A 24,152-nucleotide genomic window follows, 5' to 3' on the forward strand; every position below is an offset into this window, starting at 1 on the left:
CTCGTCGGGACGAGCGCCGGGAGCACGGGGGGATCAGGCCGGGCGAGCCAGCGGGCTGCTCGGGCGCGGGTAGGGGCTGCTGACGTAGGTTTCCTTGGCCGCTGCGGAGCTGTAGTCATGCAGCGCGCGCAGGGCCTGGATGACCAGCAGGTAGCAGATGGTGGCCTGGAGATACTCGAAGAATCCGGCCAGCGGCCAGATCACCAGCTGGGCCAGGGTCGCGGTCACCACGAAACCGGTATCGGGGTGCAGCATCTTCGCCCAGCGATAGTAGAGGAACAGCGAGACCGGGATGATGATGAAGGACAGGAAGCCGAAGCGGAACAGGGTGCCGAACACGCCCACGTCGGAGAGGAAGAAGTACTCGCCGAAATAGGGGATGAAGCCGTTGTTCCACATCAGCGACAGCGAGCCGCTGGGCAGCCAGTGGTTCTGGCTGAGGTGGGAGAAGATGTAGCCGAGGGTCTGCTCGCGCACGCCGTCGGTGGGGCCGTCCTGCACCGACTGGGCGTAGAAGTCCACGTTCAGCCCCAGCACCTTCATCAGGTCGGGGAAGATGAAGAATGGCGACACCAGCAGTCCGGCGACGCAGATCCAGACGATCGACTTGCTCTTCAGGCAGAACACGGTGAAGCACAGCGCCAGCACGATCAGCTGCCGGGTCTGGGTACCGAACACCAGCGTCAGCAGGAAGAACATGGCCAGCACGATGTGGAGGGTCTTGTTGCGCGCCGAGCCATCGATCGGCGAGATGCCCTTGTTCCAGGTCTGGATGCAATAGAAGTAGGCCAGGCACAGCGCCGGCGCGCCGATGGAGGAGCGGTCCGGGCGGTCGAAGGAGGACTGCTTGTCGCGTAGGTCGGGCAGGACGCCGAACTTGAACATCCAGGCCATGACCGCCGCCAGCAGGGCGGTGATCAGCAGAGCCTTCTCGAATTGCGAGGCGGTCATGTTGCGACCGAGGAACATCAGGGTGGCGAAGCCGAAGCTGAACAGGATCCGCCGCTCCTCGATCAGCCCATAGACCAGCGGCTGACCGTAGAAGAGGAAGGAGAAGACCGCCGGCAACCCGATGAAGACCACCGACGAATAGACGGCGTAGGTCATCAGGATCTTGAATTCGCGCTGCTGGGTACCGATGCTGGTCAGCAGGTAGAAGAAGGTGAAGGCCATGCAGATGGCCAGGTACAGCTCGTTCAGGTAGAGGATGCCGACCGGGTTGTGCGGGCTTTCGCCGAACACGTCCAGGTGCAGGATCAGCAACGGGATCAGGAGAACGAAGGAAACGGTGCTTTTACGGAGAATACTCATAGACCTACCCATCCAGACGGGAGCACCGGACGCGCGGTCCGGTGGTCATCTTCCTTGCGGCCGAGACGCTGCGGGGCAGCGTCTCAGGTGCGTCGACTGCTGCGTTCCTTGAGGTAGATGGGCAGGATGCTCAGGGCATCGTGCACGTACCGCTTGGCCAGGCGCTTGGGCTCCGAACACATCCGGTGCAGCCATTCCAGCTTGGCCTTCTGCATCCAGCGCGGGGCCCGCTTGACGGTGCCGACGGCGAACAGGATGGAAGCGCCGATGCACAGGCCCACGCCGGTGCGCTGGCTGCTGTCGATCTGCCGCGCCAGCTTTTCCTGCCGCGGAGCCCCTACCGCGTAGAGGATGAACTCCGACGGATGCTGCATCACGAAGTCGACGCACTTCTGCGTCTCCAGCGGATCGTTGATGAAGCCCATCGGCGGATTGTAGTGCTCCAGCTGCAGGTGCGGATACATCCGCCGCAACTTGCCCACGTCGGTCTCGCTCGAGCCGATCAGCACCACCTTCAGCCGCTCGTCGTTGGCCTTGCGCAGGATGCTCAGGGTGAGGTCGCTGCCGGTGATGACCTCGGGCACGGCGACGCCCAGCGACTTGAGGATCGGCAGCAGGATGCGGCTGTCGCAGATGCGCTTGCCGGCCCGCTGGTAGGACTCGCGCAGGTCGGGGTTGCTCTGCAGCTGCACCACATGGTCGATGTTCGGCGTGACGATGTAGCTGTAGGGCCGGTGGATGTCCTGGGCGATTTCGCTCAGCAACTGGTCCTTGGTACCGGTGAAGAAGTCGATACCGAAAGCCTGGGTGCGTAGGTTAGACATGCATCGTCGCTCCCTTGAAGGCACCCTTGACGCCGGACCAGGCCAGTTTCGGATTCTTGAATTCCTTGAGCACGGTGATGCCGGACAGCAGCACCGCGGAAACCAGGGCGAAGGGGGTGCCGTGGAATTTGCGGTTGAAACGGGTCGCCGCGCGATTGCGGAAATAGTGATAGAAGGCGCTGCGTCCACCCGAGCTCATCGAGCCATAGTGGTAGAGCTGGCTCTCCCGGCAGACCTTGAGGGCGACGCCCTTACGCTTGGCCTGGTGCTGCCAGTCCACCTCTTCGGAATACATGAAATAGGCTTCGTCCATGAATCCGACGTCGCTCAGCAGGCTGGCGCAGAACGCCATGCTGCAGCCCATGATGTAGTCCGGCTCGCGCTCCAGCTTGGCGATGTCGGCGACGGTGATGTCCTTGCCGAGCAGCTTGGACTTGCCCAGCAGCGGATAGAGGATGCCGCCGCCGTAGCATTCCAGGCGCCCGGTCTGGGAGCTGAGGATCACCGAGCCGACGATGGTCTTGGGCGCGCGTTGCAGTTCGGCCAGCAGCGGCGCGAAGGCATCGTCCTTGACGTAGGCGTCGTTGTTGACGACCCAGAAATGCTGGACCGGCAGGTTGTCCAGTGCCCAGCGCATGCCGTAGTTGTTGCCGCCGGCATAGCCGTCGTTGCGCGGACTGGCGAGCACGGTGACCTGGCTCAGGCCGTTGTCGGCCTGCCAGCGCTGCAGGACGTCGATGGAGCCGTCCTGGGAATCATTGTCCACCACCACCGCGTGGTCGATGGAGGGGCAGTGCTTGAGAATGCTCTCCACACAACTGATGGTTTCGTTGGGGGCCTTGTAGTTGAGCACCATGACTACGTTCATTGGCGTGTTCCTGTTCTTCAGAATCATCAATCCGGTACAGCGTCGAGATCCAAGGCTGCCAAGCGTGGCCGGGCTCTAGGTCGAACCCTTCGAAATCGCTGTGTGAGGTAGTTTCTTGTCGTTCGATGCGCCTGTACGAATACTGCCGCGATCCCTGAAGGGATGGGCTGGACGGCGTTCAGGCCGTCCAGCCGGGGTGTTGCCTCAGCTCTGGGTACCCTGCTCGTAGGAGTAGTGGTAGTTGCCGTAGGAGCCGTAGTTGCTGGCTTTGCGTTCCACGGCGTTGAAGATCACACCCTTGAGCGGAATGCCGTTGAGGTCGAAGCGGCGCTTGGTCGCCTCCAGCTCCTTGACACTGTTCATGCCGAAACGTGCGACGATCAGGCTGGTACCGGCGTGGCTGCCGATGATGCCGGCCTCGGTCACCGCCAGGATCGGCGGGGTATCGATGATCACGATGTCGTACAGCTCGCTGAATTTCTTCAGCACGGTGGTGAATCTCAGGCTCATCAGCAGTTCCGACGGATTCGGCGGGAACTGGCCGCATGAGACGAAATCCAGGCTGCCGACTTCGGTCTTCTTGATGGCGTCGTTCAGCGCGATGCGGCCACTCAGCAGGTCGGACAGGCCGTCCTGTTGCTTGGCGTTCATCAGCTTGTGCAGGTAGCCCTTGCGCATGTCACCGTCGATCAGCAGGACGCGCTGGCCGGACTCGGCGATCACCGCGGCCAGGTTCGAGGAGACGAAGGACTTGCCGACGCCCGGGCTCGGACCGGAGATCATCAGGATGTTGTTCTTCGCCTCGATCATGGCGAAGTGCAGGCTGGTACGCAGGCTGCGCAGCGCCTCGGTGCTCAGGTCGGTGGGATGGGTGATGGCGGTCAGCGAGGAGGTGCCCGGCTGCTTGGTGCCCAGCACCTTGGTGGTATCCGCCTGGTTCTTGCTGTAGGGGATCGAGGCGTACACCGGCAGGCCGATCTGCTCGATGGCTTCCGGGGTCTCGACACCGCGACGCAGGGTGTGGCGGGTGTAGACGATGGCCAGGCCGACGATGGCGCCGAGGATGATGGCGACGGCGATGATCAGCGGCTTGTTGGGCGCGGAAGGATCGTCGACGTTGGCGTTGGCGTTGTCGATGATACGGACGCTACCCACGGTACCGGCGCGGATGACTTCCAGTTCCTGTGCCTTGTTCAGCATCAGCGCGTAGGTCTGGCCGGTCACCTCGATGTCGCGGTTCAGGCGCAGCAGTTCCTGCTGGGTTTCCGGCAGCACTTCGACGCGCTTCTGCAGCTTGGCGCGCTCGGCCTGCAACTGGCCCAGCTGGCTCATCAGCGCCTGGTAGGCCGGGTGCTGGCGAGTGAACTTGCGATCCATCTCGGTGCGCTTGAGGTTCAGCTCGGAGATCTGGTTGTCCAGCGCAACGGTCTGCTCCAGGACGCCCTTGGTCTCGCTGTCGATGTCGACCGACTTCTTGTTGGTCTGGTAGTAGTTCAGCGCGGACTGGGCCTTCTCCAGGTCGGACTTGACGACCGGGATCTGGGCGCGCAGGAACTCCAGGCTCTGGGTGGATTCGGCGGCGTTGCGATCGATGTTCTGCTGAACGTAGATGTCCGCGACTTCCTGCACGATGGCCTGGGCCTTCAGCGGATCCGGATCCTGCAGACCGATCCCGATGATGCCCGACATCTTGCCGCGCTCACCGGCGACCAGACGACCCTGGTACTCCTGGATGGTCTTGGAGAAGCGCTTCTTCATGATGGTGAATTCGGTGCCCGGGCGAGCCTGCAGGGTGGCGACCTTGATCTGGTAGCCCGCATTGCTCACCGGCTGGCCGAGGCCACCGTGCAGCACCACTTCGTCATCGGCATTGAAGACGGTGAAGTTCTGGTTGTCCTCGACCTTCAGCTTCATCGGCTTGTCGAGGTTGTTGTCCGGCACTTCCAGCTGGTCGATGACCAGTTTCTCACCACCCCAGGCGAAGCTGTTCAGGCCGAGCAGGGGAGAGGCGACGTCGGTGTCGTTCTGCGGCTCGAAGCGGCGGGCGACGAAGTTGCCGATCAGGGGGAAATAGCGTGGCTTGACCTCGATATCCAGCTTGAGGTTCTCGATCGCCTTGCCGATCACGGAGCGCGACTTGAGCAGCTCGATCTCGGTCACCGCCTCGGGCATGGGCGGCGGCATGCCGGTGGTCTGGTCGGTCAGTCGGGTAACGCCCTTCTTCTCCATTTCGATCTGGATCATGGCGTTGGACGAATACATCGGCGTGGCCAGGATGGCGTAGCCGATGCCGAGCGCGGCGAAAATGCCGATTACCGACAGCAGCTGCCATTTGTAATCGATCAACATGCCGAAGAGTGCGGAGAAATTGATATCCGACTCGTTCTTAAGTTCGGGAGTAAAGCGAGGCATCGTGGTCATGAAATTCCTTCTTCCCTATTTGATGTATGGAAGCCAACTGTTTACACAGCGCGTCAAAAGTATGTGGACATTTTGAAACATCTCTTTGGAAAGGCGATAAGGGTCTGGTACTTCTTGATTGCTCAACCATTTCCCGATCAGAAAAACCTTACCCCTGACTTCAGGAGCAATACTTTCGACGGAGCGTGAGTGAAACTCTTCCATGGTCAAAATCAAGTCCGCCTTGCGCAGCATCTCTGCGTCCGCCTGGCGAGCTTTGTGGGTAGAGAAATCGATACCGTTTTCTCCCAATACCTCCTGTGCGGTCTTCTCGATGCCATGACCGACCAGCGCCCGGATACCCGCGGAGCCGACCTCGATGTCACGGCCTTCCAGTGCCTTGGCCAGTAGTGCTTCTGCGACTGGGCTGCGGCAGATGTTCCCTTCGCATACCACCAATATCGACTTGATCATTCTTCAAACCTTTTCCTGTCGTCCGGACAACAGGTATCGACGGCAGATAGCCCAGCAATGCCTGTCCACAGGTATCGCTTGCTGCCGATGTAAATAGAGTCAGGAGTCCAGGCTCCAGATCGTCGTGCTGAGGGGCGGGACCAGAGGTCCCGGCCGGTCTCAGTATGCGTTCTTATTGATGAAGCCTTTGAACAGCGTCAGGAAGATGATCTTGACGTCCCACCAGAAAGACCAGTGGTGGATATAGTCCAGATCGAACTCGACCCGCTTCTGCATCTTGTCCAGCGTATCGGTCTCGCCGCGCCAGCCGTTTACCTGAGCCCAACCGGTGATGCCGGGCTTCATCTTGTGGCGGAGCATGTAGCCCTGCACCAGCTTGCGGTATTGCTCGTTGTGAGCGACGGCGTGGGGACGCGGACCGACGATGGACATCTCGCCGCGGAGTACATTAATGAATTGAGGCAATTCATCGAGAGAAGTACGTCGTAAAAATGCACCGAACGGGGTGATGCGGGAGTCATTCTTGGTCGCCTGGGTGACCTTGGCGCCATTTTCCATCACCTTCATGCTGCGGAATTTCCACACCTCGATCGGCTTGCCGTCCATGCCATAGCGCTTCTGCTTGAAGAAGACCGGGCCGGGGGAGGTGATCTTGATGCCGATGGCGATGGCCAGCATGGGCAGCGAGATCATCGCCAGGATGATGGAGGACAGCACGATGTCTTCGATGCGCTTGACGATGTGGCTGGCGCCATCCATCGGGGTATCGAAGATGCTGATGCTGGGCAGGCCGTCCAGGCTCTCGCTGCGGGCGTGCAGCAGGTGGAACATGAAGATGTCCGGAATGATGTAGACCGAGGCGGTGGTATCGCTCAGCTCCTGCACCAGCCAGTTGATCTTGGCCTGGTCGGCCATGCCCAGGGTGATGTAGACCTTGTCGACCTGGCCGGCGCGGACGTCCTGCATCAGGCGCTCGAGGTCGCCGTTCAGGGTCGGGCTGGGCACGCCTTCTTCACCGGTATCGAGGTTGTCGCTGTAGAAGCCGGCGATGTGCAGCCCCATCCAGGGCGCGGTGCTGATGGTGTGCGCCAGGCGCTGGGCGACCATGCCGTTGCCGGCGATGGCGACGTTGCGGGTGTTGATACCGGCCTTGCGCAGGGAATGCATGATGGAACGCAGCAGCACCCGATAGCCACACAGGGTGCCCAGGGTGAGGCCGAGCCAGCCCTGCATCACGCCAGGCGTGAGATAGGACTGGTCGAAGAAGAAGTAGTCGACCATGAATACGGTCGCGAAGGTCAGCACCCAGTAGGTGGCGATCTTCAGCAATTCGTCGGTGATGCGCTCGCCGCGCCAGGAACCATAGACATGGTTCAGCTCGGTGAGGAAATGGAAGATCAGCAAGGACAGGAAGATGACGACCCAGTGCTCGGGACGCATGCCGGTTTCCGACGCCCAGGTGCCAGCCACGTAGGCGCTCAATGTGATCACGGCGAGGTCGAGCAAGCGGTGCGCGAGCGAGATTGCCGAGGAGTTCGTATGCAAAATGCCGCGTTCTTTCAAATTCATGGTTCCATCCTTGTGCGTTACCGATGCACGAACTTTCAACTGGGCGAGCAGCTACCAGCGACTGAAATGTTCACTATGGCGCTCTAGGACCGGTGACTGACCACCGATCGCTAAATGCCATGATGGCTGTAGCGACGTTAGGACTCGGCACTGATTAAGAGGTTCACACGGTAGAAAGGCGGGAAGCCGCTGTCGAGCTGACCCAAATCAGGGCAAATAGCACGCCAGTCGGGGTTCTGCGGGGGGGGAGGGATGGAAGAAGGGGGGAGTGCGTCACAAAGCGGGCGGACGGCGGGCACACTTCTCTCGCGTCAAGGCACGACGAGTGGCCGATCCGGGCAGCAGTCTTAAGGAAAACGTTCCGTCGGACTTGAACGCGGGATGCGGAAATTGTGAACGGGTTCACCAAATGATGAGTCAGCCGCCGAGCGGGCGTCGGCGTAGGCCAGTCCCTGGCCCGCAGAACGACTCAATGCCGATGGTGGGACGGGAAACTCAACCGGGAATTGGTGGGGAGGGTGGTGATTTTGGCGTGCCAGGCCGAGTTTCTCGAGTTGTCATGGGAGAACAACAGGAAAGACCAGCTGACAAGGAGCGAGGCCACCGCAAGCCAGGGCAGCTGGGCTTGGGCGAAGACGAGGCAACCGGCGACGCCGGTCCAAACGGGCAGGTAGTAGCGCATTTTTGTTATTCCTGCTTTTTTTGCGAGATTGCAACCTAACTATTGTGCAGACTTTGTGAGAAGTCCATCACCAAAAGGTATTTTTTACCTTCCGTCGCGCAAAATCCGACAAACGTGCCGGCTAGAGCGGCTCTAGGCCTGGCCAGGCTTCTCCGCCGTCAGCAGCAGATTCCTCGGAGTCAGGCTGCTGGCGCAGAAGGTACCGAGCGTCACCCTGTAACCTTGCTCCTGTAGGAACAGCGCCTGGTCCAGCACCAGCCACAGCTCCAGCGGCCGGCGGAACAGGCCGCGCAGCAGCTCCAGATTACGAACCTCAGCCAGGCGCTGGAAGCCCCGCTGTTCCCAGAGTGGCCAATCGATGCCCGCGGGCAGCGTCAGCGCCTTGCGCCGGGCCAGTTCCGCGCCGAAGGCGGCGAACGGCTGGCGCAACCAGTGGACGGGCAGCGGTGGAGTGTTGAGATAGACATCCCGGCCACTGAGCTCGCGCTGCAGCAGATCGAAGCCCAGCCGCCGGGCCATCGACAGGTCCCGATCCCGGCGCACCCGCTGCCCGCCGGTGACGGTTTCGCACAGCGCCAGACGCAGGTCCTCGCGCTCCAGGCGCAAGGCCGAGGCCTGGGCGGCGACCGAGAGGGGACGATAGAGCGGCGCGGTGCTGCGGTCGTAGCAACAGGGCGCCAGGGCCAGTTGGCGACAGCCGCGCTCGGCGCTCAGGCGCAGCAGCTGCCGGTGCAGGTCGCCACAGGCGTGCAGGGCGACCGGGGTATCCTCCGCGCCGAGCTGGTCGGCTGCCAGGGACAGGAGCACGTCGGCCCGTTCATGGTGCACCGGGGCGCGAGCCCTGTGGCTGAGCTGTTCGCCGACCTCGACCAACGCGGCGTCCCACTCCAGGCAGAGTGCCGGAGCACCCTCTTGGGTCAGGTACCTGGCCAGATGCCCCTTGCCGGCACACCAGTCGACCCAGCGCCGCACGGGCCGCTGGAAGTCCAGGGTGCGCGCGAAGGCCTCGAGCTGCTGCCATTTGCGTCCGGGGACGTCGACGTCCTGCTTCGCCGACCAGTCAGCGCGCCGGCCCGGTGCGCGTTCGCCGACCTGGGTGAGCGCCAGGGAGCGCTCCGCCAGGGAGCGGAAGGGTTCCGGCGCCGCGAGGTGCTGCGGCGTATTATGCGCGGCCTCGGCCTCTGCCAGGCTGCGCGCCCTCAGCCAGGTGGCCAGCGCCGGACAGTGCGCTTCCCAGGCCAGTTCGCGCTCGACGAAGGGCCGCGGTCGCCACAGGTGCTGGTGTTCGGTCAGGAAGAGATCCAGGGCGGCGAAGCGGTCGGCGAAGGCGGTGGCGAGCATGGGAGGACGGCAGTCGGTGATGGGCGTGACAGGAGAGGCGGAGCCTTGCCACTATTGTCACTGCGCCCGAGGATCCTGGGTATCGAAATTTCCGCCAGGCATCGGCTCCTTCCGAAGCACCCGCCAGGCGTGCCCCAGGCCGGCCTGGCCGCCCCGGCCAAGGGTGGCTATCCGGCTGAACCCCGGCCAGTTAGATGAATCGATTTATCTCAAAGCCAGACATCCGGTCGTGTGACCACTACTTGTCGCGCTAACATTGCCGGTCCGGTATCTCCCAGAAGGAAAATCTCATGAAGCCCACTTCCCCGCACAAGCTGCGTCTAGCGTTCAGAGCCCTGCTGAAATCGGACAGCTGCTACCACACGGCGTCCGTCTTCGACCCCATGTCGGCGCGCATCGCCAACGACCTGGGCTTCGAGATGGGCATCCTGGGCGGGTCGGTGGCTTCCCTGCAGGTCCTGGCGGCACCGGACTTCGCCCTGATCACCCTGAGCGAATTCGTCGAACAGGCCACCCGCATCGGGCGCGTCGCGCGCCTGCCCATCATCGCCGACGCCGACCATGGCTACGGCAATGCGCTGAACGTCATGCGCACCATCACCGAGCTGGAGCGCGCCGGGGTGGCGGCCCTGACCATCGAGGACACGGTGCTGCCAGCCGGTTACGGGCGCAAGTCCACCGACCTCGTGAGCGTCGAGGAAGGCATCGGCAAGATCAAGGGCGCGCTGGAAGCCCGCATCGACGAAGCCCTGAGCATCTTCGCCCGGACCAACGCCACCGAGCTGAGCACCGCGGAAGTCATCTCGCGGGCCAAGGCCTACGAGGCGGCGGGGGCGGACGGCATCTGCATGGTCGGCATCCGCGACTTCGACCATCTGGAAGAGATCACCCAGCACCTGAGCGTGCCGGTGATGCTGGTGACCTATGGCAATCCCCAGCTGCGCGACAACGCGCGCCTGGCCAAGGCCGGGGTCCGGGTGGTGGTGAATGGCCATGCCGCCTACTTCGCCGCGATCAAGGCGACCTACGACTGCCTGAGAGAGCAGCGGCACATCACGGCGTCCGATCTGTCCGCCTCCGAGCTGTCCACCAAGTACTCGACCCTGCAGGAATATCGAGTCTGGGCGCGGGAATTTATGGATGTGAAGGAATAATCCTCAGGCCGTGTTCAGCGAGCTCGGCTGCAGGCCCTTGCTGGGAAAGGGCGTCACGGTATCCAGATCCAGGTCGGCGGGCAGGTGCAGCGCCGCGACCCGGGCTTCGACGAAGGTACGCATTTCCTGACGGAAGCGCTTGGTGGCGAAGCGCTCGGCGTTCTGTCGGCAGGCCTGCTGGCTGATCGGCGTCTCCAGGGCTTCGAACTGGCGCACCGCGGCGCAGAGCGAGGCGACGCTCTGCTCGGGATAGAAGACGCCCGTCGGATGGGCGGCATCCAGGCCCCGCACGGTTTCCAATACGCCACCCCGGCCAAAGGCGATGACCGGCGTACCGCAGGCCTGGGCTTCGATGGGGGTGATGCCAAAGTCTTCCTCGGCGGCGAAGACGAAGGCCCGCGCCCGGCGCATGTGATCGAGCAGGCAGTCGAAATCCTGGTAGCCCAGCAGGGTGACGTTGGGCCCGGCGACTTCCTTGGCCTTCTCGAACTCGGGGCCGGCGCCGATGACCACCAGCTTCTTGTCCGGCATCGAGCTGAAGGCCTCGACGATCATCGGCATCCGCTTGTAGGGCACCATGCGCGAGGCGGTGAGATAGAAATCGTCCTTGCCGCCGCTGGGGGTGAAGCGGCTGATGTCGACCGGCGGATAGATGACCTTGGCTTCGCGGCGATAGGCCTTGCTGATGCGGCGGGCGATGAAGTGGGAGTTGGCGACGAAGGCGTCCACCCCGGCGGCGGTGCGCTGGTCCCAGATCCGCACGTAGTGCAGGATGACCCGCGCCAGCTTGCCCTTGAGGCCGCGATTGAGGCCGGCTTCCTTGAGGTACTGGTGCTGCAGGTCCCAGGCGTAGCGGATCGGCGAATGGACGTAGCTGATGTGCAGCTGGTCCGGACCGGTCAGCACGCCCTTGGCCACGGCGTGGCTGCTGGAGATGATCAGGTCGTAGCCGGACAGGTCGAGTTGCTCGATGGCGTGCGGCATCAGCGGCAGGTAGGTCTGGTAGCGCTTCTTGGCCTGCGGCAGACGCTGGATGAAGGTGGTGGTCGCCTGCTTGCCCTGGAGTTGCGCGCGATCTTCGTCCGAGAGGAAGTCGATGACGCTGAACAGGTCGGCTTCCGGCCAGATATCGAGCAGTTCGGCGAGCACGCGTTCGGCGCCAGCAAAGGTTACCAACCAATCGTGAACGATGGCGATTTTCATGTCGTCTTCCTTAAGCGTGAGATGAACGCAACTGCTGCTGCTGATTCATGGAGTTCTGGTTGTTATGGTCACGGCATAGCCCCAGGGCAGCCGGGTGATCTCGACGCCGGCTGACTCGGCGTCGAGGGCGTGCGGGGTGCTGGATGGCGCCTGGGTAACAGACGCGCGCCCGGCGCCGGCTTGACCACCGGGAGTTACGTCCAGCGGTGGTGCGGCCTCGGCCGAGAAATCGTCCGGCTCCCTGCCCGGGCCTGAGCCAACCGCCAGCGTGGTGGTGGGCACGACGTCGCGCGAGGCGGACAGGTGGAGGAGCGGCGCGAAGGTACGGCTCGGGCCTTCGCTGGCAGTGCTGGTCTCGTCCATGAGGTCTCCGAGTTGCTGTTGTTCGGGTGGTGACGATCTCGACGTCTTGGGGCTCAGGCGGCGCGGGCCGCGCTCTTCGGGGCGCTGGCCAGGGCCCTGTCCAGCAGGTCGGAGACGGTCCGGGCGGAGGTTCGCCAGCTGAAACGCTGGATGTTGGCCAGCCCCTTGGCGCGCAGCCCGTCCCTCAGTGCCCGATCCTCGAGGATGGTCCACATCGCCGTGGTGATGCTGGTGGTCTCGTAGGGATCGAAGTAGAGGGCGCTGTCCTGCAGCACCTCCGGCATGGAGGCGGTGTTGGCCGAGATCACCGGGCAGCCGCAGGCCTGGGCTTCCAGGGGTGGAATGCCGAAGCCTTCATAGAGCGACGGGAAGACGAAGGCGGTGGCCTGGCGATACTGGCGGGCCAGTTCGGCGTCATCGATGCGGCCGAGCAGCTTCACGCGGGCATCCCTGGCTGCCAGGGTCGCCAGGTCGTTCTGGCCGAACACGGCGTGGCTGTCGCCGACGATGCGCAATTCCACGTTCAGGTCCTGTGGCAGCGCGGCGAAGGCTTCCAGCATCCGCGAGAAGTTCTTGTGGTAGCTGGGCGAGGACACCGCCAGCAGATAGGGGGTGGCGGCGCGTTCGACCCGCTGGTCCAGGGTGAAGGCCTCGGCCACGGCATTGGGTACCACGGTGATCGAGCTGCTCGGGTAGCGGTAGTGGCGCGAGATCTCGTCGCGGGAGAAGTCGCTCACGGTGATCAGCGCATTGGTCCGCTTGAGCAGCATGGGGATCAGGCAGCGGTAGGAGGTGCGGAATTTCCACGAATAGCTTTCCGGAAAGCGCACGTAGTTGATGTCGTGGTGGGTGGCGATCTGGTTGGCGTAGAGCAGCGGCGCGGTGCTGCACAGCGACAGCAGCAGGGGGCTGCCCTGGCTTTTCAGCCAGTTGGGCAGGTCCCACTGCTCCCAGCGCTGGCCCTGGCGGGTGCCGATGATTTCGACGTTCAGCCGCTTGGCCACCTCCGGCCGGACGACGCCGGGCGGCGCCACGAAGCGCAGGTCGGATCGCAGCGTCGCCAGCTCCAGCGAGATGCATTCGGCGAAGCGCTGGACGCCGCGCAGATCCTGGGTGATGAAGCGGGAATTGACGATGATCATGAGTCTGCCCGTTGCCGTGACCTAGGTGGATCAGTTGGAAAGTTGCGTGTGCGGGACGAGGGCCGAGGCCGCCGGGCCCTGCCTGGTCGTGCCCAGCACGCGTTCGAAGAGGCCCTGGTAGGCGTCGAGCATGGTGTCCATGCTCAGCAGGTCGGCCACCGCGGTCCGGCTGAGCAGGCTCAGGCGCTGCCGCAGTTCGGCGTCGTCATGCAGGCGCTGCAGGGCCCGGCCCAGGGAGTCGCGGTCTTCGGCGTTGCAGAGCAGGCCGTTGACGCCGTCCCTGACGATCTCCGGCAGGCCGCCCATGCGGGTGGCGATGACCGGCTTCTGGAAGGCGCAGGCCTCGACGGCGACCATGCCGAAGGGCTCGGCCCACAGCGAGGGCGCGACGAAGACGTCGATGTCCCGGTAGAAGTCCGCGGGCTTCTGGTAGCCGACGAAGCGCACCTTCTGCGGATCGGCCATGGCCTTGAGCTGGGCTTCGTAGTCCAGTTGGCCCTTGCCGGCGATGGTCAGGGTGGCGTTGAGCGACAGCCGCTGGAATTGCTCGATCAGCCAGCCCACCCCCTTGTTCTCCGACAGGGTCCCCATGTAGCCGAAGCGGACGACGTCATCCTGCCTGGGCGACGCGGCGCCGGCGGTACTGCCATCGATCAGGCTGCTGTTGTGGATCACCTGGGTCGGCACGCCGCGGAAGTAGCCCTTGCCCAGCAGGGTATCCAGCAGGTACTGGCTGACGCCGACGACGGCGTCCACCCGGGTGGACAACTCGGCGTGGGGCCGGCGCAGGGCCGCGCAGCTGCCACAGAGCTGCTGGCAGCTACGGCCCTTTTTGAACAGGGTGTTCTTCGGGCACAGCAGGTACATGTCGTGCAGCACCTGGACGATGGGCACGCCGCTGGCGCGGATCTCGTCCCAGGCCGCGACCGACCAGCCGGACAGGTTGTGGCTCACCACCAGGTCCGGCTTTTCCTGTTGCAGCACCTGGCGCAGGGGCGCGCGCATGGCGCCGTTGTACTGGTCGCGGAAGTGCCAGCCGAAGCGCGCCAGCGGACCGGGGCGCTGCTGGGTCAGCGGCCAGTAGAAGTTCTTCAGCCCGGCGCGGTAGACCCGCACGCCATTCACCTGCTCCGGCACGAGGCCCGCCTGCGGGCCGGTGACCAGCACGGCGACCTCGTGGCCGCGCTGCTGGAAGCCTTCCACGCTGCGCTGCAGGATGAGCTCCGCGCCACCCCCCACGTGGGGCGGATAGAAGCTGTTGAGAAAGAGCAGTTTCATAGCGGATAGCTGCGGTTTATACCCAGGGCACCGGTCTCGCCGTCCTGCACCGCCTGCCGGATCAGCGCCAGGCGCTGGCGGCTCTTGTCGTCGCGGGCGAACAGCTTGAGCAGGGTGTGGAAGACGTAGCGGTTGAGGCTGTACATCGGCTGCGAGCGGGCCCAGACGTTCTTGTCGAACCAGGCCTGGTTGCGTGCGGCGTAGTAGGCGCGGAAGTCCGAGCCGGCCTGCAGGTAGTTCTGGTAGACGTTGCTGGTGCCTTCCTTGATGTTCCAGGAGTGCTCCAGCTCTTCCAGCTCCGCCTCGGTGACCATGAACAGCTTTCCGCCGGCCTGGGTGATGCGGTAGGTGTACTCGGTGTCGTCGGAATAGAGCACCAGCTCGCGCAGCGGCAGGCCGATGCGCTCGTAGAGGCTGCGGTGGGCCAGCATGCCGCCATAGGGCGCGAAGGGCAGTTCGACCAGGGCGGCCGGCGTGCCGCCGCGCGGACGGCCCCAGGGCAGGCGGCGCCAGATCTTGTAGGGGATGCGCGCCACGTGGAAGCCGAAGTAGCTGGAGCGCGGCTGGGTGATCATCCGGGTGGGGATGCACTGGGCGATGTCGGCCTGCTGGGTGGGCCGGTAGCCGAGCACGGCGACCTTGTCCTGGCCATGCTGGCTGCCGAGTTCCGCCAGCCGGCGGTGCAGCACGTCGAGGGCATCGCCCAGGGGCGCGTTGTCGTCGTCCATCATCCAGATATGGGTGGTGTCGCTGGCCAGGGCGGCCTCCAGCGCCACGGCGTAGCCATTGGCCGAGCCGGTGTTCTCGCTCAGGGCGATCACCTTGACCTGGCCGGGCCAGCGGGTCTCCAGGCTGTCCAGGGACACCGTCGCCGCATTGCTCACGACGATGACCTGGTGGATGGTCGGCTCGGCCAGGGCGCGGACGACCAGCTGCTCCAGGTAGCCGAGGCGGTTGCCGTAGGTGACGGTAACGACCGTGGTTTTGCATTGCATGAAGAAATCCTCCAAAGGGCCTTACAGGTCTTGGTCAGGCGCGCAGCCGTTGCGTGACGGGGGCCGCTGCCGACAATTGATCAAGAGAAACGCTGACCCGTTGTTCGCGCTGCAGGATGCGCAGCAGGATGATGGCCCGCTCGTCGCCCTCGGCGCTCAGGAACACCGCATCCATCTCCAGGTCCTGGCTGTAGTGCACCCGCACGCTGGCGCCGGGCTGGTGCCCGGGCGCGAGTTCCGGCGGGGCGGCGAGGCGCTGGCGGATGGCGGCGATGATGTCTTCGCCGACCGCGGTCGGCTGGCTGCCGAAGCTGACGATCCGGTTGACGCCACGCGTCGAGCGGATCGGATACCAGTTGTCGTTCACCTCATCGAGCTGGATGAACAGGTAGCCCGGAAACAGCGACTCCTGGGTGACCGCCCGCGCCCGGCCGGCCGCCTTGCGCGCGCGCTGGGGGCGGAAGCAGACGTAGCCCTGGCGGTTCAGGTTCTCTTCGGCGCGGATTTCCTGGTTGGGCTTGGTCTGTACCAGGTACCAGCGACCGGTGGGGTGGGCGAGCGTCATGGCGGAGTTCCTTCTCTGGGGGGCGGTCAGTCGCGGTGGCGCGGTCGATCAGGTCCGCGGGCCGTACTCGTAGTAGCCGTAGGCGCCATCGTCCTCGATGGCCATCGAGGCCTTGCGCTGCACGCCGTTGAGGATGGCCCCCTTGATGGTGATGCCGTTCTGGGCGAAGCGGCGGCGGGAGTTCTCCACGGCCTTGAGGGTGCTCTGGCCGAAGCGGGTGACCAGCAGCGTGGTACCGGCCAGGCGACCCACCAGGGCGGCATCGGTCACCGCCAGGATCGGCGGGGTATCGATGATCACCAGGTCATAGAGGCTGCCGACTTCTTCCAGCAGGCGGGAGAAGTTGGCGTGCATCAGCAGCTCCGAGGGATTCGGCGCGGCCTGGCCGCAGCCGATGACGTCCAGCTGGGCGACCCCGCTCGGCACGATGCTGTCGCGCAGCTTGCTGCGGCCGGTGAGGACTTCCGACAGGCCGGCCTGCGGCTGCAGGCCGAATACCCGGTGCAGATAGCCCTTGCGCATGTCGGCATCGATCAGCAGCACGCGCTGGCCCGACTGGGCGACCACCACGGCGAGGTTGCTGGAAACGAAGGACTTGCCCACGCCCGGGGTCGGGCTGGAGATCATGATCACCCGGTTCTTGGCTTCCAGCATGGCGAAGTGCAGGCTGGATCTCAGGCTGCGCAGGGATTCCACCGCCAGGTTGGCCGGCTGCACCACGCTCAGCAGGGTGGGTTCGCCGGTGCGGGTCTTCTTCTTCAGGCGACGGTTCAGGCGCTCCTGGTCCTTGGTGAAGGGCAGGGTGGAATAGACCGGCAGGCCGATCTGCTCGACGGTGTCGGGATTCTCGATGCCCTTCTGGAAGGCCTGGCGGACGAAGACCACCACCACCGAGGTCACCAGACCGAGCAGCAGCGACAGGATCAGCGCAATCTTGCGGTTGGTGGCCGGCTCGTCGAGGTTGACGTCGGCGTTGTCGACCAGGCGCACGTTGCCGATGGTGCCGGCGCGGATGATGTCCTGTTCCTGGGCCTGGTTCAGCAGCAGCTGATAGGTCTGGTTGGTGACCTTCATGTCGCGGTTAAGGCGCAGCAGTTCCTGCTGGGTGCTGGGCAGGGCTTCCACCTTGCGCTGCAGGCTGCGTTTCTCCACTTCCAGCTGGGCGAGCTGGTTCAGCAGGGTCTTGTAGCTGGGGTGATCGCGGGTGTAGAGGCGATCGTATTCGGCCTGCTTGAGCTTGAGCTGGGAGATGGAGGTGTCGAGGGTGACGATCTTGTCCAGGACGGCCTTGGTCTCCAGGCTGATGTCCACGGAGCGGCTGTTGGTCTGGTAGCTGTTCAGGGCCGCTTCGGCGCTTTCCAGGTCCTTGCGCACCGCCGGCAGCTGGCCACGGAGGAAGTCCAGGCGCTGGGCGGCTTCCGCCGAGCTGCGCTCGACGTTCTGCATGACGTACAGACGGCTGATCTCGGACAGCACGCCCTTGGCCAGGTCGGGATTTTCGTCGGCCAGGGACAGGTAGATGATTCCCGACTCCTTGCCGGCTTCGCTGGTCTTGATGCGCGTCTGATAGAGCTGCGCGGTGGTGATGACGCGGTTGCGGGTCACCTTGAATTCGGTGCCGGGGCGCGCGGTCAGGGTCTTGATCTGCATGCGGTAGCCGTTGCCGGCGGCCAGCTGGCCGACCTGGCCGTCCAGCACGGGCTGCTTGTCCTTGTCCAGCAGGCGATAGCGGCCGTTGCTGCCGGCGACCACCGTCAGGGTCTCGCCGTACATGTCGTCCGGGACATCGAACTGGAAGACGTCGATCTGCTCGCCGCCCCAGGCGAAGCCGCGCAGTTGCGGCCAGCTGTCGGCCAGCTGACCCGGGTGGTCGGCGTCATAGGTGCGCCACAGGTAATGGCCGATCAGCGGGAAGAAGCGCGGCTTGGCCACGATGTCCAGGCGCAGGTTCTCCACGGTCTTGGCGAGTACCGCGCGGGATTTCAGCAGTTCGATCTCGGCCACCGCCGGGGACGCCGAATTGGGGCGTACCACGGTCTCGGCGACTGCCGTGAGGGCGTTCTTCTTGGGTTCGATCTGGATCATCGCCCCGGCGACGTACTGCGGGGTGGAGAGCACGGCATAGGCGATGCCCACGGCCAGAAAGCCCGCGGTGATGCCCGCGATCAGCTTCTTGTGATCGAGAAGCGTGAGGGCCATCGTCTTGAGGTCCAGATGTTGTTCTTCGTGTTGCTCGAACGAAGAGCGCTGCATGGCGGTCATTGGGGGTCCCTTCCTTTTAGCTGGATACATCGCAGCAGGAGAACTGCTCTGTGTAAGTTCAGTAGGTGACGCGTTTGGGGGCGAAGCGTCGGCCGATGTTGACGGAGATGTTGCACACCGCTCGAAGCAGCGCCTTCACCTTCTGGGTGGGCGGAATCGAGGACAGCGACAGGCTCAGGACCTGGCGCAGGAAGAACACGTGCAGGTCCCTGTCACCGAGCCGGTAGTAGTAGTTGGCGAGGCAGTACTGGGTGTGCAGGTCCATCTGCAGGCGCTTCTGGCTGGCGCGCATGGAGAAGATCCCGTTTTCGTGCACGCGGTAGGCGGCGGGACGGATCTCGTCCATGAACTTGCCCTTGCCGTGGGCACCCAGCAGCGACCACCAGACGATGTCCATGAGTGCGGCGGTTTCCAGCTCCGGCGGCAGTTCCCGCAGCACGTTGCGGAAGCAGGCGGTCAGGGTCGACAGCGGCAGGGCCTTCTTCAGGTCGGTCTCGCTGCGATCGTAGTGATCCTGGCCACCGAAACGCTGCGGATTGACGATCCCCTTGTCATTGAAGGCATAGGAGGCATGGAAGGTCAGGGCGTAGTCCCGATTGTTGTCCAGGAAATCCACCTGCAGCTGCAGCTTGCGCGGATCGTTCCAGTAGTCGTCGCCTTCGCAGTAGGCGATGTAGTCGCCGCGGGCGTGCTGGAACACCGGCATGCCATAGGGCTTGCCCTGGCTGTACTGGTTCTGCTCCTGCAGGATCAGGCGGATCAGCCGCGGGTAGCGGCGCTGGTAATCCTGGAGGATCTCGCGGGTGCCATCGGTCGAGGCGTCGTCGTTGACGATGATCTCGAAGGGGAAGTCGGTCTGCTGGCGCAGGAAGCCGTCGATGGCCTGGCCGATGTAGTCGCGGTGGTTGAAGGTCAGGCAGACGATGCTGGCGACCGGCCGGGCGGAGTCCGCCGGCCAGTGTTTCATGATCTCTGCTTCGGTCCGAGCGTCCATGTCAGATACCTGCTTTGTAGAGGTGGGAAAACAGGCGCGTACGGGTCTGTTTCGGAGAACAGAGCACGTAGCCCAGCGCCATCAGCATCAGGGTCAGGCCACCGCCCAGGGCGAGGGTCGCCAGGATGGAAAAGCGCTCCTGCGGTTGAATCTCTTGGTACAGCAGCTTGCTCAGCGCCACGCCGAGCGCGGTGACCACCACCGCCACCAGCAGATCCTGGTTCCAGTAGCGCTGCAGGTTCGGTGCGAAGCGGCCGTGGATGATGGCCGGCCAGATCACGAAGGGGATCAGGCGCATGAAGAACCAGGCCAGGGCCGCGCCGTAGGCCCCGTAGTGCAGCACTACCAGGATCACGATGGGCACCGAGATCACCGCGGAGACCAGGCTGTACCAGACGTGCAGGCGCAACTTGCCGTAGGCGTACTGCAGGTAGAACTGGAACTGGCTGAGGGCCAGCAGGGCGGACCCCAGGGCGTACCAGAACAGGATCGGCTCGCTCCAGTGGGCGGAGGCCTTGTCGCCGGTCCAGGCGAACACCAGCGCCTCGCTGTGGAAGGCCACCATGGCGGCCAGCGGCAGCAGGATGGCAAAGGCGAAGCGCGCGGCGTTGCGGTAGAGCTTTTCCAGGTCGAGCGTCTTCTCCTGGGACACCAGCACCGTCATGCGCGGCAGCAGCGCCTGCACCAGCGGGTTGGTCAGGGTGACGATGCCCGTGGAGATCAGCGCCACCAGGCTGAAGTAGCCGTATTCGGCGAGCGGCAGCGCCTTGGACAGCACCAGCTTGTCGAGCTGGGTCAGGGCGATCCACAGGATCGAGGTGAAGGACATGCTCGCCGCGAAGGGCACCATGGGCTTCACCCGTTGCCAGTCGAAGCCGCTCCACCAGGTGGGGTTGGGCAGCAGGCGATAGGCCTTGAGCGCATAGACCAGCATCTCGAAGACGGCGACGCCGGCCTGGAACACGAAGAAGTCCAGCGGCTCCTGGGAGATCCACATCACCAGGACCAGGCCGCCGAAGTAGCGCACCGTGGCGACCAGCACGTTGACCAGGTTCAGCCAGCCGTGCAGCTCGACCCCCTGGACCCCGCTCTTGTACAGCGTCGACAGCAGGCGGAAGGCGATCATCAGGCCCATCAGGCCGATGCAGTGGGCCACCGTCTCCTCGGGCAGGCCGTGGACGTTCAGCCAATGCGTCGCCATCCAGTCGGCATTCAGCTCGATGGCGACGAAGGCCAGGGTCGCCAGGGGAATGAAGATGAATTCCAGCGACCTGAGCAGTTGCCCACGGGTACGCGCCAGGCCGCTCTGGCCACGGCCGTGGGCGACGTCCCGCACCAGCGAGGCGGAAATGCCGACGTCGAGCAGTTGCAACCAGGTCTGCAGCACGGCGAAGAAGCCGATCAGACCATAGGTTTCAGCACCCAGATGACCGAGATACATCGGTTGGATCAAGATGCCGATCAGCAGCGCATAGGCTTGGCCGGCATAGTTGATCAGGGTGTTGCGCAACACCGACACTTTCGCGGGACTGGTCATGGAGATAGCGGGCCAGGGGTCAGGTTAGAGCAGGGGTGGATTCGCCGGGAAAATCCCAGCTCGGCAGCAACTGGGCAGGCGTGATGAGCGCCCGCAGGGTTTCCAGGCTGGTCTTCTTCTGCTGGGTTGCCAGCAGGGTGTCGAGCAGCAGGTCCTGGGTCGCCTGGGGCAGGTCCGGGTAGATGGGCACGCAGAGGATGCGCTGGCTCAGCTTGCGCGAGACCGGCTTGATCGCCTGGGGCTGCAGGTAGTCCAGGGTTTCCAGCGACGGATAGAAATAGCGCCGCGGATTGATGCCGACCGCGTTCAGCGCCTTCTTCGCCTCCAGCAGGTTCGACTCGTCGCGCAGGGCCACCGGGAAGTAGCTGTAGTTGAGCTGGCTGCCATAGGTGGGGCGTTGCAGGTCGAACTGGCCTTCCAGGCGTCTTTCGTACTGCTGGCCGATAATGGCGCGGCGCGCCAGGATGTCTTCCAGCTCGTCGAGGATGCACAGCCCCATGGCCGCGGAGATCTCGTTGAGCTTGGCGTTGATGCCGACGCCCTCGATGCGCTCGGCGTCGACGATGCCGAAATTGATCATGCGGCGGACGCGCTCGGCGAGCTCGTCGTCCTCGGTGATGATCGCCCCGCCTTCGATGGTGTGGAACAGCTTGGTGGCGTGGAAGCTGACGGTGGTGATGTCGCCCCATTGCAGCACCGAGCGGCCTTCGTAGAGGGTGCCGAAGGCATGGGCGCCGTCATAGACGACCTTCAGGCCGTGGCGCTGGGCGACCTGCTGCAGGCCGCGGACATCGCAGGGATTGCCGAACACATGGGTGGCGACGATGGCCGAGGTATCGGGCTCGATGACCGCCTCGACGTTCGCCGGGTCCAGGTTCCAGGTCTCCGGGTGGATGTCGGCGAAGATCGGCCGGATCCTTTCCCAGTGCAGGGTGCTGGTGGTGGCGACGAAGCTGAAGGGCGTGGTGATGGCGCTGCCGGTCAGGCCCAGGGCGCGATAGGCGACCTGCAGGGCCAGGGTACCGTTGTTGACCAGGATGATGTTTCTGACCCCCAGATAATCGCGCAGGCGCTCTTCGAGCTGGGCATGCAGAGGGCCTTGGTTGGTTATCCAGTTGTTGGCGTAGATCTTGTCGATATACGCCTTGAAGCGTTCCTTATCGCCAAGGTAGGGCTTGGTCACATTGATCATGATCCGGTACCTGCTTATCGAGTCCTTGATACGTGTCGGTTCGGTCAAGCGTGTTCGACGACCGCGTCGGCCGGTTGCCGGAAGGCGGCGCCGGGCTTGTCCAGGCGTTCGAGCACCGAGTCGAGGGCCTCGCGACTGGCATCGTTGTGGAACTGCCAGACCCCGTAGATGCGCCCGGAAAAGGACGCTTCGCTACCCAGTCGGGGATCCACCGCCAGGCCCGAACCCAGGCCGAACAGGTGCAGGCCCCTGAGGCGCTGGCCGTGCTGGTCCAGCGGGCAGCCGGCCGCGTCGGAATCCAGGCCGCCGCGCAGGGTGCGCAGCGTCAGCGGCCGGCCCTCCTGGCAACGCAGCTCGGGCACTATGGGTTGATAGCCCAGGCCCTGAACCAGCAGGGCGGCGCTGTCGAACAGCTGCTGGGCACTGGCGAGTCGCTCGGCGCTGCCATCCAGCTGCAGGGTCCTGACCTTGACCGGCGTGCCGCCGATGCCCTGCCCGGCGAGCACCTGGCGACCGATCTCGTGGGCCCGGTAGCGCAGGCCGCCCGAGCGGTTGACCCGCTTGGAGATCGGGCAGATGTCCTGCAGCGGATCGAAGTCGTAGCCGGCGGCCAGGGCCTCGGCGGCGGTCTCGTAGAACAGCCGGATCGGCGACCTATGGACCAGCGTCAACTCGCGCAGGCCGTCGTGATGCAGGGCGCTGGCGAGGTTGTCCAGGGCCGAGAAGGCACTGTGGGAACCGCCGACCACGCAGATCGGACCGCCGTCCTTGAGCCGGCTGCGATAGCGCTGGCGCAGGGCCTCGGGTTGCAGGCGCAGCAGGTTGTCGGAGCTGTCGATCGAGGCGCTCTGCGGCAGCTGCAGGCCCAGGGCCGTGGTGCTTTCCTCGAAGCTGTGGCGTGTCTGCTTGCCGCCCAGGTTGAGCACCAGGCTGGAGGTACGCACCCGGCGGATGGCGCCGGCCTGTTCCAGCCAGACCACATAGCTCGAGCCTTCGCAGGTCACCTCGGTGATGCGGGTCTGGCGCCAGGTGGGAATGCCGTACTGGCGTTCGAGCCAGGGCAGCACCAGGCCGGCGGCCTGCTGGAAGAGCTGGCCGACGATGGGCAGCGCGGGCGCTTCCTGGGCGTTCAGCTTCAGGTGGCGAAAGGTCGGCGAGGCCTGCAGCGGGGCCAGGATGGGCGCCAGCAACGGGTCGCGCAGGCAGTCGAGGAAGACGTCGCTGACCGAGTTGGCGATGATCTGGTAGTCACCGAGCTTGCCGGCGCCCAGCTCGGTCCCGGCATCGACGATGATGGTGCCGGCCTGGGCCAGTTGCTCCACCGCGCCACGCTTGATGGCATTGAAGAGAAATCCCAGGCCTGCCGGACCTGCGCCGCCAATTAGACATCCTAATGTCGATTCCGATAGATCGTTCCGTGCCATCGGGCCATCCTCCCTGTGCGCTATCGAAGCGCGATTGACGTTGTTGAAGCTGGATTTCGCAGTGCCCGGCAGTAATCGAAGATGCAAGCTGAAGGTTGTTATCGTTATTGCTTGAATGACCGCCTGATGAAGGGCGGTCAGTACCGGCGATAGTTCTGGTTGCCAAGGGTCGAGTGTTATTGCCAACACTTCGCCGTGAGGTGGCGAACGGTCGCCCAGTTGTTTCCCATCTTGCTGAAGAGCACCCGCTCGAACCGCGAGTGTTATTGATCGTGCACCATCACGACGTAACCGGACTGGCCAGCCGTTGCGGGCGGCGGGGCCGGTTCGCCGGATGCCGGCAGGGCTGGCGAGGAGTAGAAGAAGCGTTTCGATCCCATTCAGGTGATATCCTTGTGATCCCGCAAGCGTGCGCTGGCACGGCCATCGCCACCTCGTTCAGCGCCAGGCATGGCTACCGCACAGGTTGCCGTGTCTTGCCAGGCAGCCGGTCTTTTTCAGACATGGCTACCGCACGGGTTTACACCTGGACTAATTGAACGAAGGGCTTGTATTACCGATATCAAGACCTGCC

At 64.2% G+C, this 24,152-nt stretch carries 20 protein-coding genes; 1 reads left to right on the forward strand and 19 read right to left on the reverse strand.

The window, feature by feature from the left end; translation table 11 throughout:
• Positions 1–33: 33 nt before the first annotated feature.
• From FSV73_RS14180 to FSV73_RS14215, 8 genes are all read right to left on the reverse strand, one after another.
• Entirely contained in the window at positions 34–1,311 is a 1,278-nt protein-coding gene (locus FSV73_RS14180; protein WP_145008496.1) for a hypothetical protein, read from the reverse strand.
• A gap of 83 nt (positions 1,312–1,394) precedes the next feature.
• Positions 1,395–2,135, reverse strand: a complete 741-nt coding sequence (locus FSV73_RS14185) for a WecB/TagA/CpsF family glycosyltransferase (RefSeq protein ID WP_145008497.1) — start codon at positions 2,133–2,135, stop codon at positions 1,395–1,397.
• The gene (locus FSV73_RS14190) at positions 2,128–3,003 is read right to left on the reverse strand and encodes a glycosyltransferase family 2 protein (protein ID WP_145008498.1); all 876 of its coding nucleotides are present in this window, start codon (positions 3,001–3,003) and stop codon (positions 2,128–2,130) included. Before FSV73_RS14190 ends, FSV73_RS14185 begins: the two co-directional genes overlap by 8 nt.
• Positions 3,004–3,207: 204 nt before the next feature.
• The gene (locus tag FSV73_RS14195) at positions 3,208–5,424 is read right to left on the reverse strand and encodes a polysaccharide biosynthesis tyrosine autokinase (protein WP_145008499.1); all 2,217 of its coding nucleotides are present in this window, start codon (positions 5,422–5,424) and stop codon (positions 3,208–3,210) included.
• A gap of 15 nt (positions 5,425–5,439) precedes the next feature.
• Positions 5,440–5,877, reverse strand: coding sequence for a low molecular weight protein-tyrosine-phosphatase (locus FSV73_RS14200; protein WP_145008500.1), 438 nt, complete (start codon positions 5,875–5,877; stop codon positions 5,440–5,442).
• 159 nt (positions 5,878–6,036) lie between these two features.
• A complete protein-coding gene (locus FSV73_RS14205; protein ID WP_145008501.1) occupies positions 6,037–7,446 on the reverse strand; it encodes an undecaprenyl-phosphate glucose phosphotransferase in 1,410 nt (469 codons plus the stop codon).
• A gap of 469 nt (positions 7,447–7,915) precedes the next feature.
• Positions 7,916–8,128 (reverse strand): hypothetical protein, encoded by a 213-nt coding sequence (locus FSV73_RS14210; RefSeq protein ID WP_145008502.1) that lies wholly within the window; start codon positions 8,126–8,128, stop codon positions 7,916–7,918.
• 132 nt (positions 8,129–8,260) lie between these two features.
• On the reverse strand, positions 8,261–9,469 hold the full coding sequence (locus tag FSV73_RS14215) for a methyltransferase (RefSeq protein WP_145008503.1): 1,209 nt from the start codon (positions 9,467–9,469) through the stop codon (positions 8,261–8,263).
• A 290-nt stretch (positions 9,470–9,759) separates the two neighbouring features.
• On the opposite strand from FSV73_RS14215, the gene FSV73_RS14220 reads away from it, so the two are divergent.
• Complete coding sequence (locus FSV73_RS14220; RefSeq protein WP_145008504.1) at positions 9,760–10,623, forward strand: isocitrate lyase/PEP mutase family protein; 864 nt, start codon at positions 9,760–9,762, stop codon at positions 10,621–10,623.
• 3 nt (positions 10,624–10,626) lie between these two features.
• Here FSV73_RS14220 and FSV73_RS14225 read toward each other — a convergent pair whose 3' ends face one another.
• Genes FSV73_RS14225 through FSV73_RS14275 form a run of 11 tightly spaced genes read right to left on the reverse strand, consistent with a single transcriptional unit; the run spans position 10,627 to position 23,578 of the window.
• Positions 10,627–11,826, reverse strand: coding sequence for a glycosyltransferase family 4 protein (locus tag FSV73_RS14225; protein ID WP_145008505.1), 1,200 nt, complete (start codon positions 11,824–11,826; stop codon positions 10,627–10,629).
• Between the two features lie 45 nt (positions 11,827–11,871).
• Positions 11,872–12,189 carry a hypothetical protein gene (locus FSV73_RS14230; protein ID WP_145008506.1) on the reverse strand — a complete coding sequence of 106 codons (318 nt, stop codon included), beginning with the start codon at positions 12,187–12,189 and terminating at the stop codon, positions 11,872–11,874.
• Positions 12,190–12,242: 53 nt separating this feature from the next.
• On the reverse strand, positions 12,243–13,331 hold the full coding sequence (locus FSV73_RS14235) for a glycosyltransferase family 4 protein (RefSeq protein ID WP_145008507.1): 1,089 nt from the start codon (positions 13,329–13,331) through the stop codon (positions 12,243–12,245).
• Between the two features lie 30 nt (positions 13,332–13,361).
• Positions 13,362–14,609 (reverse strand): glycosyltransferase family 4 protein, encoded by a 1,248-nt coding sequence (locus FSV73_RS14240; RefSeq protein ID WP_145008508.1) that lies wholly within the window; start codon positions 14,607–14,609, stop codon positions 13,362–13,364.
• A complete protein-coding gene (locus FSV73_RS14245; protein WP_145008509.1) occupies positions 14,606–15,604 on the reverse strand; it encodes a glycosyltransferase in 999 nt (332 codons plus the stop codon). The genes FSV73_RS14240 and FSV73_RS14245 overlap by 4 nt, the downstream gene beginning before the upstream one ends.
• A gap of 34 nt (positions 15,605–15,638) precedes the next feature.
• On the reverse strand, positions 15,639–16,169 hold the full coding sequence (gene rfaH / locus FSV73_RS14250) for a transcription/translation regulatory transformer protein RfaH (protein ID WP_145008510.1): 531 nt from the start codon (positions 16,167–16,169) through the stop codon (positions 15,639–15,641).
• A 48-nt stretch (positions 16,170–16,217) separates the two neighbouring features.
• Entirely contained in the window at positions 16,218–18,431 is a 2,214-nt protein-coding gene (locus tag FSV73_RS14255; protein WP_145008511.1) for a polysaccharide biosynthesis tyrosine autokinase, read from the reverse strand.
• A gap of 58 nt (positions 18,432–18,489) precedes the next feature.
• A complete protein-coding gene (locus FSV73_RS14260; RefSeq protein WP_145008512.1) occupies positions 18,490–19,425 on the reverse strand; it encodes a glycosyltransferase family 2 protein in 936 nt (311 codons plus the stop codon).
• 1 nt (position 19,426) lies between these two features.
• A complete protein-coding gene (locus FSV73_RS14265) occupies positions 19,427–20,962 on the reverse strand; it encodes a lipopolysaccharide biosynthesis protein (protein ID WP_145008513.1) in 1,536 nt (511 codons plus the stop codon).
• A 19-nt stretch (positions 20,963–20,981) separates the two neighbouring features.
• The gene (locus FSV73_RS14270) at positions 20,982–22,154 is read right to left on the reverse strand and encodes a DegT/DnrJ/EryC1/StrS family aminotransferase (RefSeq protein ID WP_145008514.1); all 1,173 of its coding nucleotides are present in this window, start codon (positions 22,152–22,154) and stop codon (positions 20,982–20,984) included.
• Between the two features lie 44 nt (positions 22,155–22,198).
• The gene (locus tag FSV73_RS14275) at positions 22,199–23,578 is read right to left on the reverse strand and encodes a pyridine nucleotide-disulfide oxidoreductase (protein WP_145008515.1); all 1,380 of its coding nucleotides are present in this window, start codon (positions 23,576–23,578) and stop codon (positions 22,199–22,201) included.
• Positions 23,579–24,152 lie beyond the last annotated feature (574 nt).

This window comes from Pseudomonas oryzihabitans (genome assembly GCF_007665395.1).
Lineage (GTDB): Bacteria > Pseudomonadota > Gammaproteobacteria > Pseudomonadales > Pseudomonadaceae > Chryseomonas > Chryseomonas psychrotolerans_C.

Bases quoted from the DNA above. Each gene is read 5' to 3' on its own strand.
- FSV73_RS14190 (WP_145008498.1), bottom strand. From the start codon at position 3,003: ATGAACGTAGTCATGGTGCTCAACTACAAGGCCCCCAACGAAACCATC.
- FSV73_RS14245 (WP_145008509.1), bottom strand. From the start codon at position 15,604: ATGCAATGCAAAACCACGGTCGTTACCGTCACCTACGGCAACCGCCTC.
- FSV73_RS14205 (WP_145008501.1), bottom strand. From the start codon at position 7,446: ATGAATTTGAAAGAACGCGGCATTTTGCATACGAACTCCTCGGCAATC.
- FSV73_RS14275 (WP_145008515.1), bottom strand. From the start codon at position 23,578: ATGGCACGGAACGATCTATCGGAATCGACATTAGGATGTCTAATTGGC.
- FSV73_RS14185 (WP_145008497.1), bottom strand. From the start codon at position 2,135: ATGTCTAACCTACGCACCCAGGCTTTCGGTATCGACTTCTTCACCGGT.
- FSV73_RS14180 (WP_145008496.1), bottom strand. From the start codon at position 1,311: ATGAGTATTCTCCGTAAAAGCACCGTTTCCTTCGTTCTCCTGATCCCG.
- FSV73_RS14200 (WP_145008500.1), bottom strand. From the start codon at position 5,877: ATGATCAAGTCGATATTGGTGGTATGCGAAGGGAACATCTGCCGCAGC.
- FSV73_RS14265 (WP_145008513.1), bottom strand. From the start codon at position 20,962: ATGACCAGTCCCGCGAAAGTGTCGGTGTTGCGCAACACCCTGATCAAC.
- FSV73_RS14220 (WP_145008504.1), top strand. From the start codon at position 9,760: ATGAAGCCCACTTCCCCGCACAAGCTGCGTCTAGCGTTCAGAGCCCTG.
- FSV73_RS14235 (WP_145008507.1), bottom strand. From the start codon at position 13,331: ATGATCATCGTCAATTCCCGCTTCATCACCCAGGATCTGCGCGGCGTC.
- FSV73_RS14195 (WP_145008499.1), bottom strand. From the start codon at position 5,424: ATGACCACGATGCCTCGCTTTACTCCCGAACTTAAGAACGAGTCGGAT.
- FSV73_RS14240 (WP_145008508.1), bottom strand. From the start codon at position 14,609: ATGAAACTGCTCTTTCTCAACAGCTTCTATCCGCCCCACGTGGGGGGT.
- FSV73_RS14225 (WP_145008505.1), bottom strand. From the start codon at position 11,826: ATGAAAATCGCCATCGTTCACGATTGGTTGGTAACCTTTGCTGGCGCC.
- rfaH (WP_145008510.1), bottom strand. From the start codon at position 16,169: ATGACGCTCGCCCACCCCACCGGTCGCTGGTACCTGGTACAGACCAAG.
- FSV73_RS14210 (WP_145008502.1), bottom strand. From the start codon at position 8,128: ATGCGCTACTACCTGCCCGTTTGGACCGGCGTCGCCGGTTGCCTCGTC.
- FSV73_RS14260 (WP_145008512.1), bottom strand. From the start codon at position 19,425: ATGGACGCTCGGACCGAAGCAGAGATCATGAAACACTGGCCGGCGGAC.
- FSV73_RS14215 (WP_145008503.1), bottom strand. From the start codon at position 9,469: ATGCTCGCCACCGCCTTCGCCGACCGCTTCGCCGCCCTGGATCTCTTC.
- FSV73_RS14270 (WP_145008514.1), bottom strand. From the start codon at position 22,154: ATGATCAATGTGACCAAGCCCTACCTTGGCGATAAGGAACGCTTCAAG.
- FSV73_RS14230 (WP_145008506.1), bottom strand. From the start codon at position 12,189: ATGGACGAGACCAGCACTGCCAGCGAAGGCCCGAGCCGTACCTTCGCG.
- FSV73_RS14255 (WP_145008511.1), bottom strand. From the start codon at position 18,431: ATGACCGCCATGCAGCGCTCTTCGTTCGAGCAACACGAAGAACAACAT.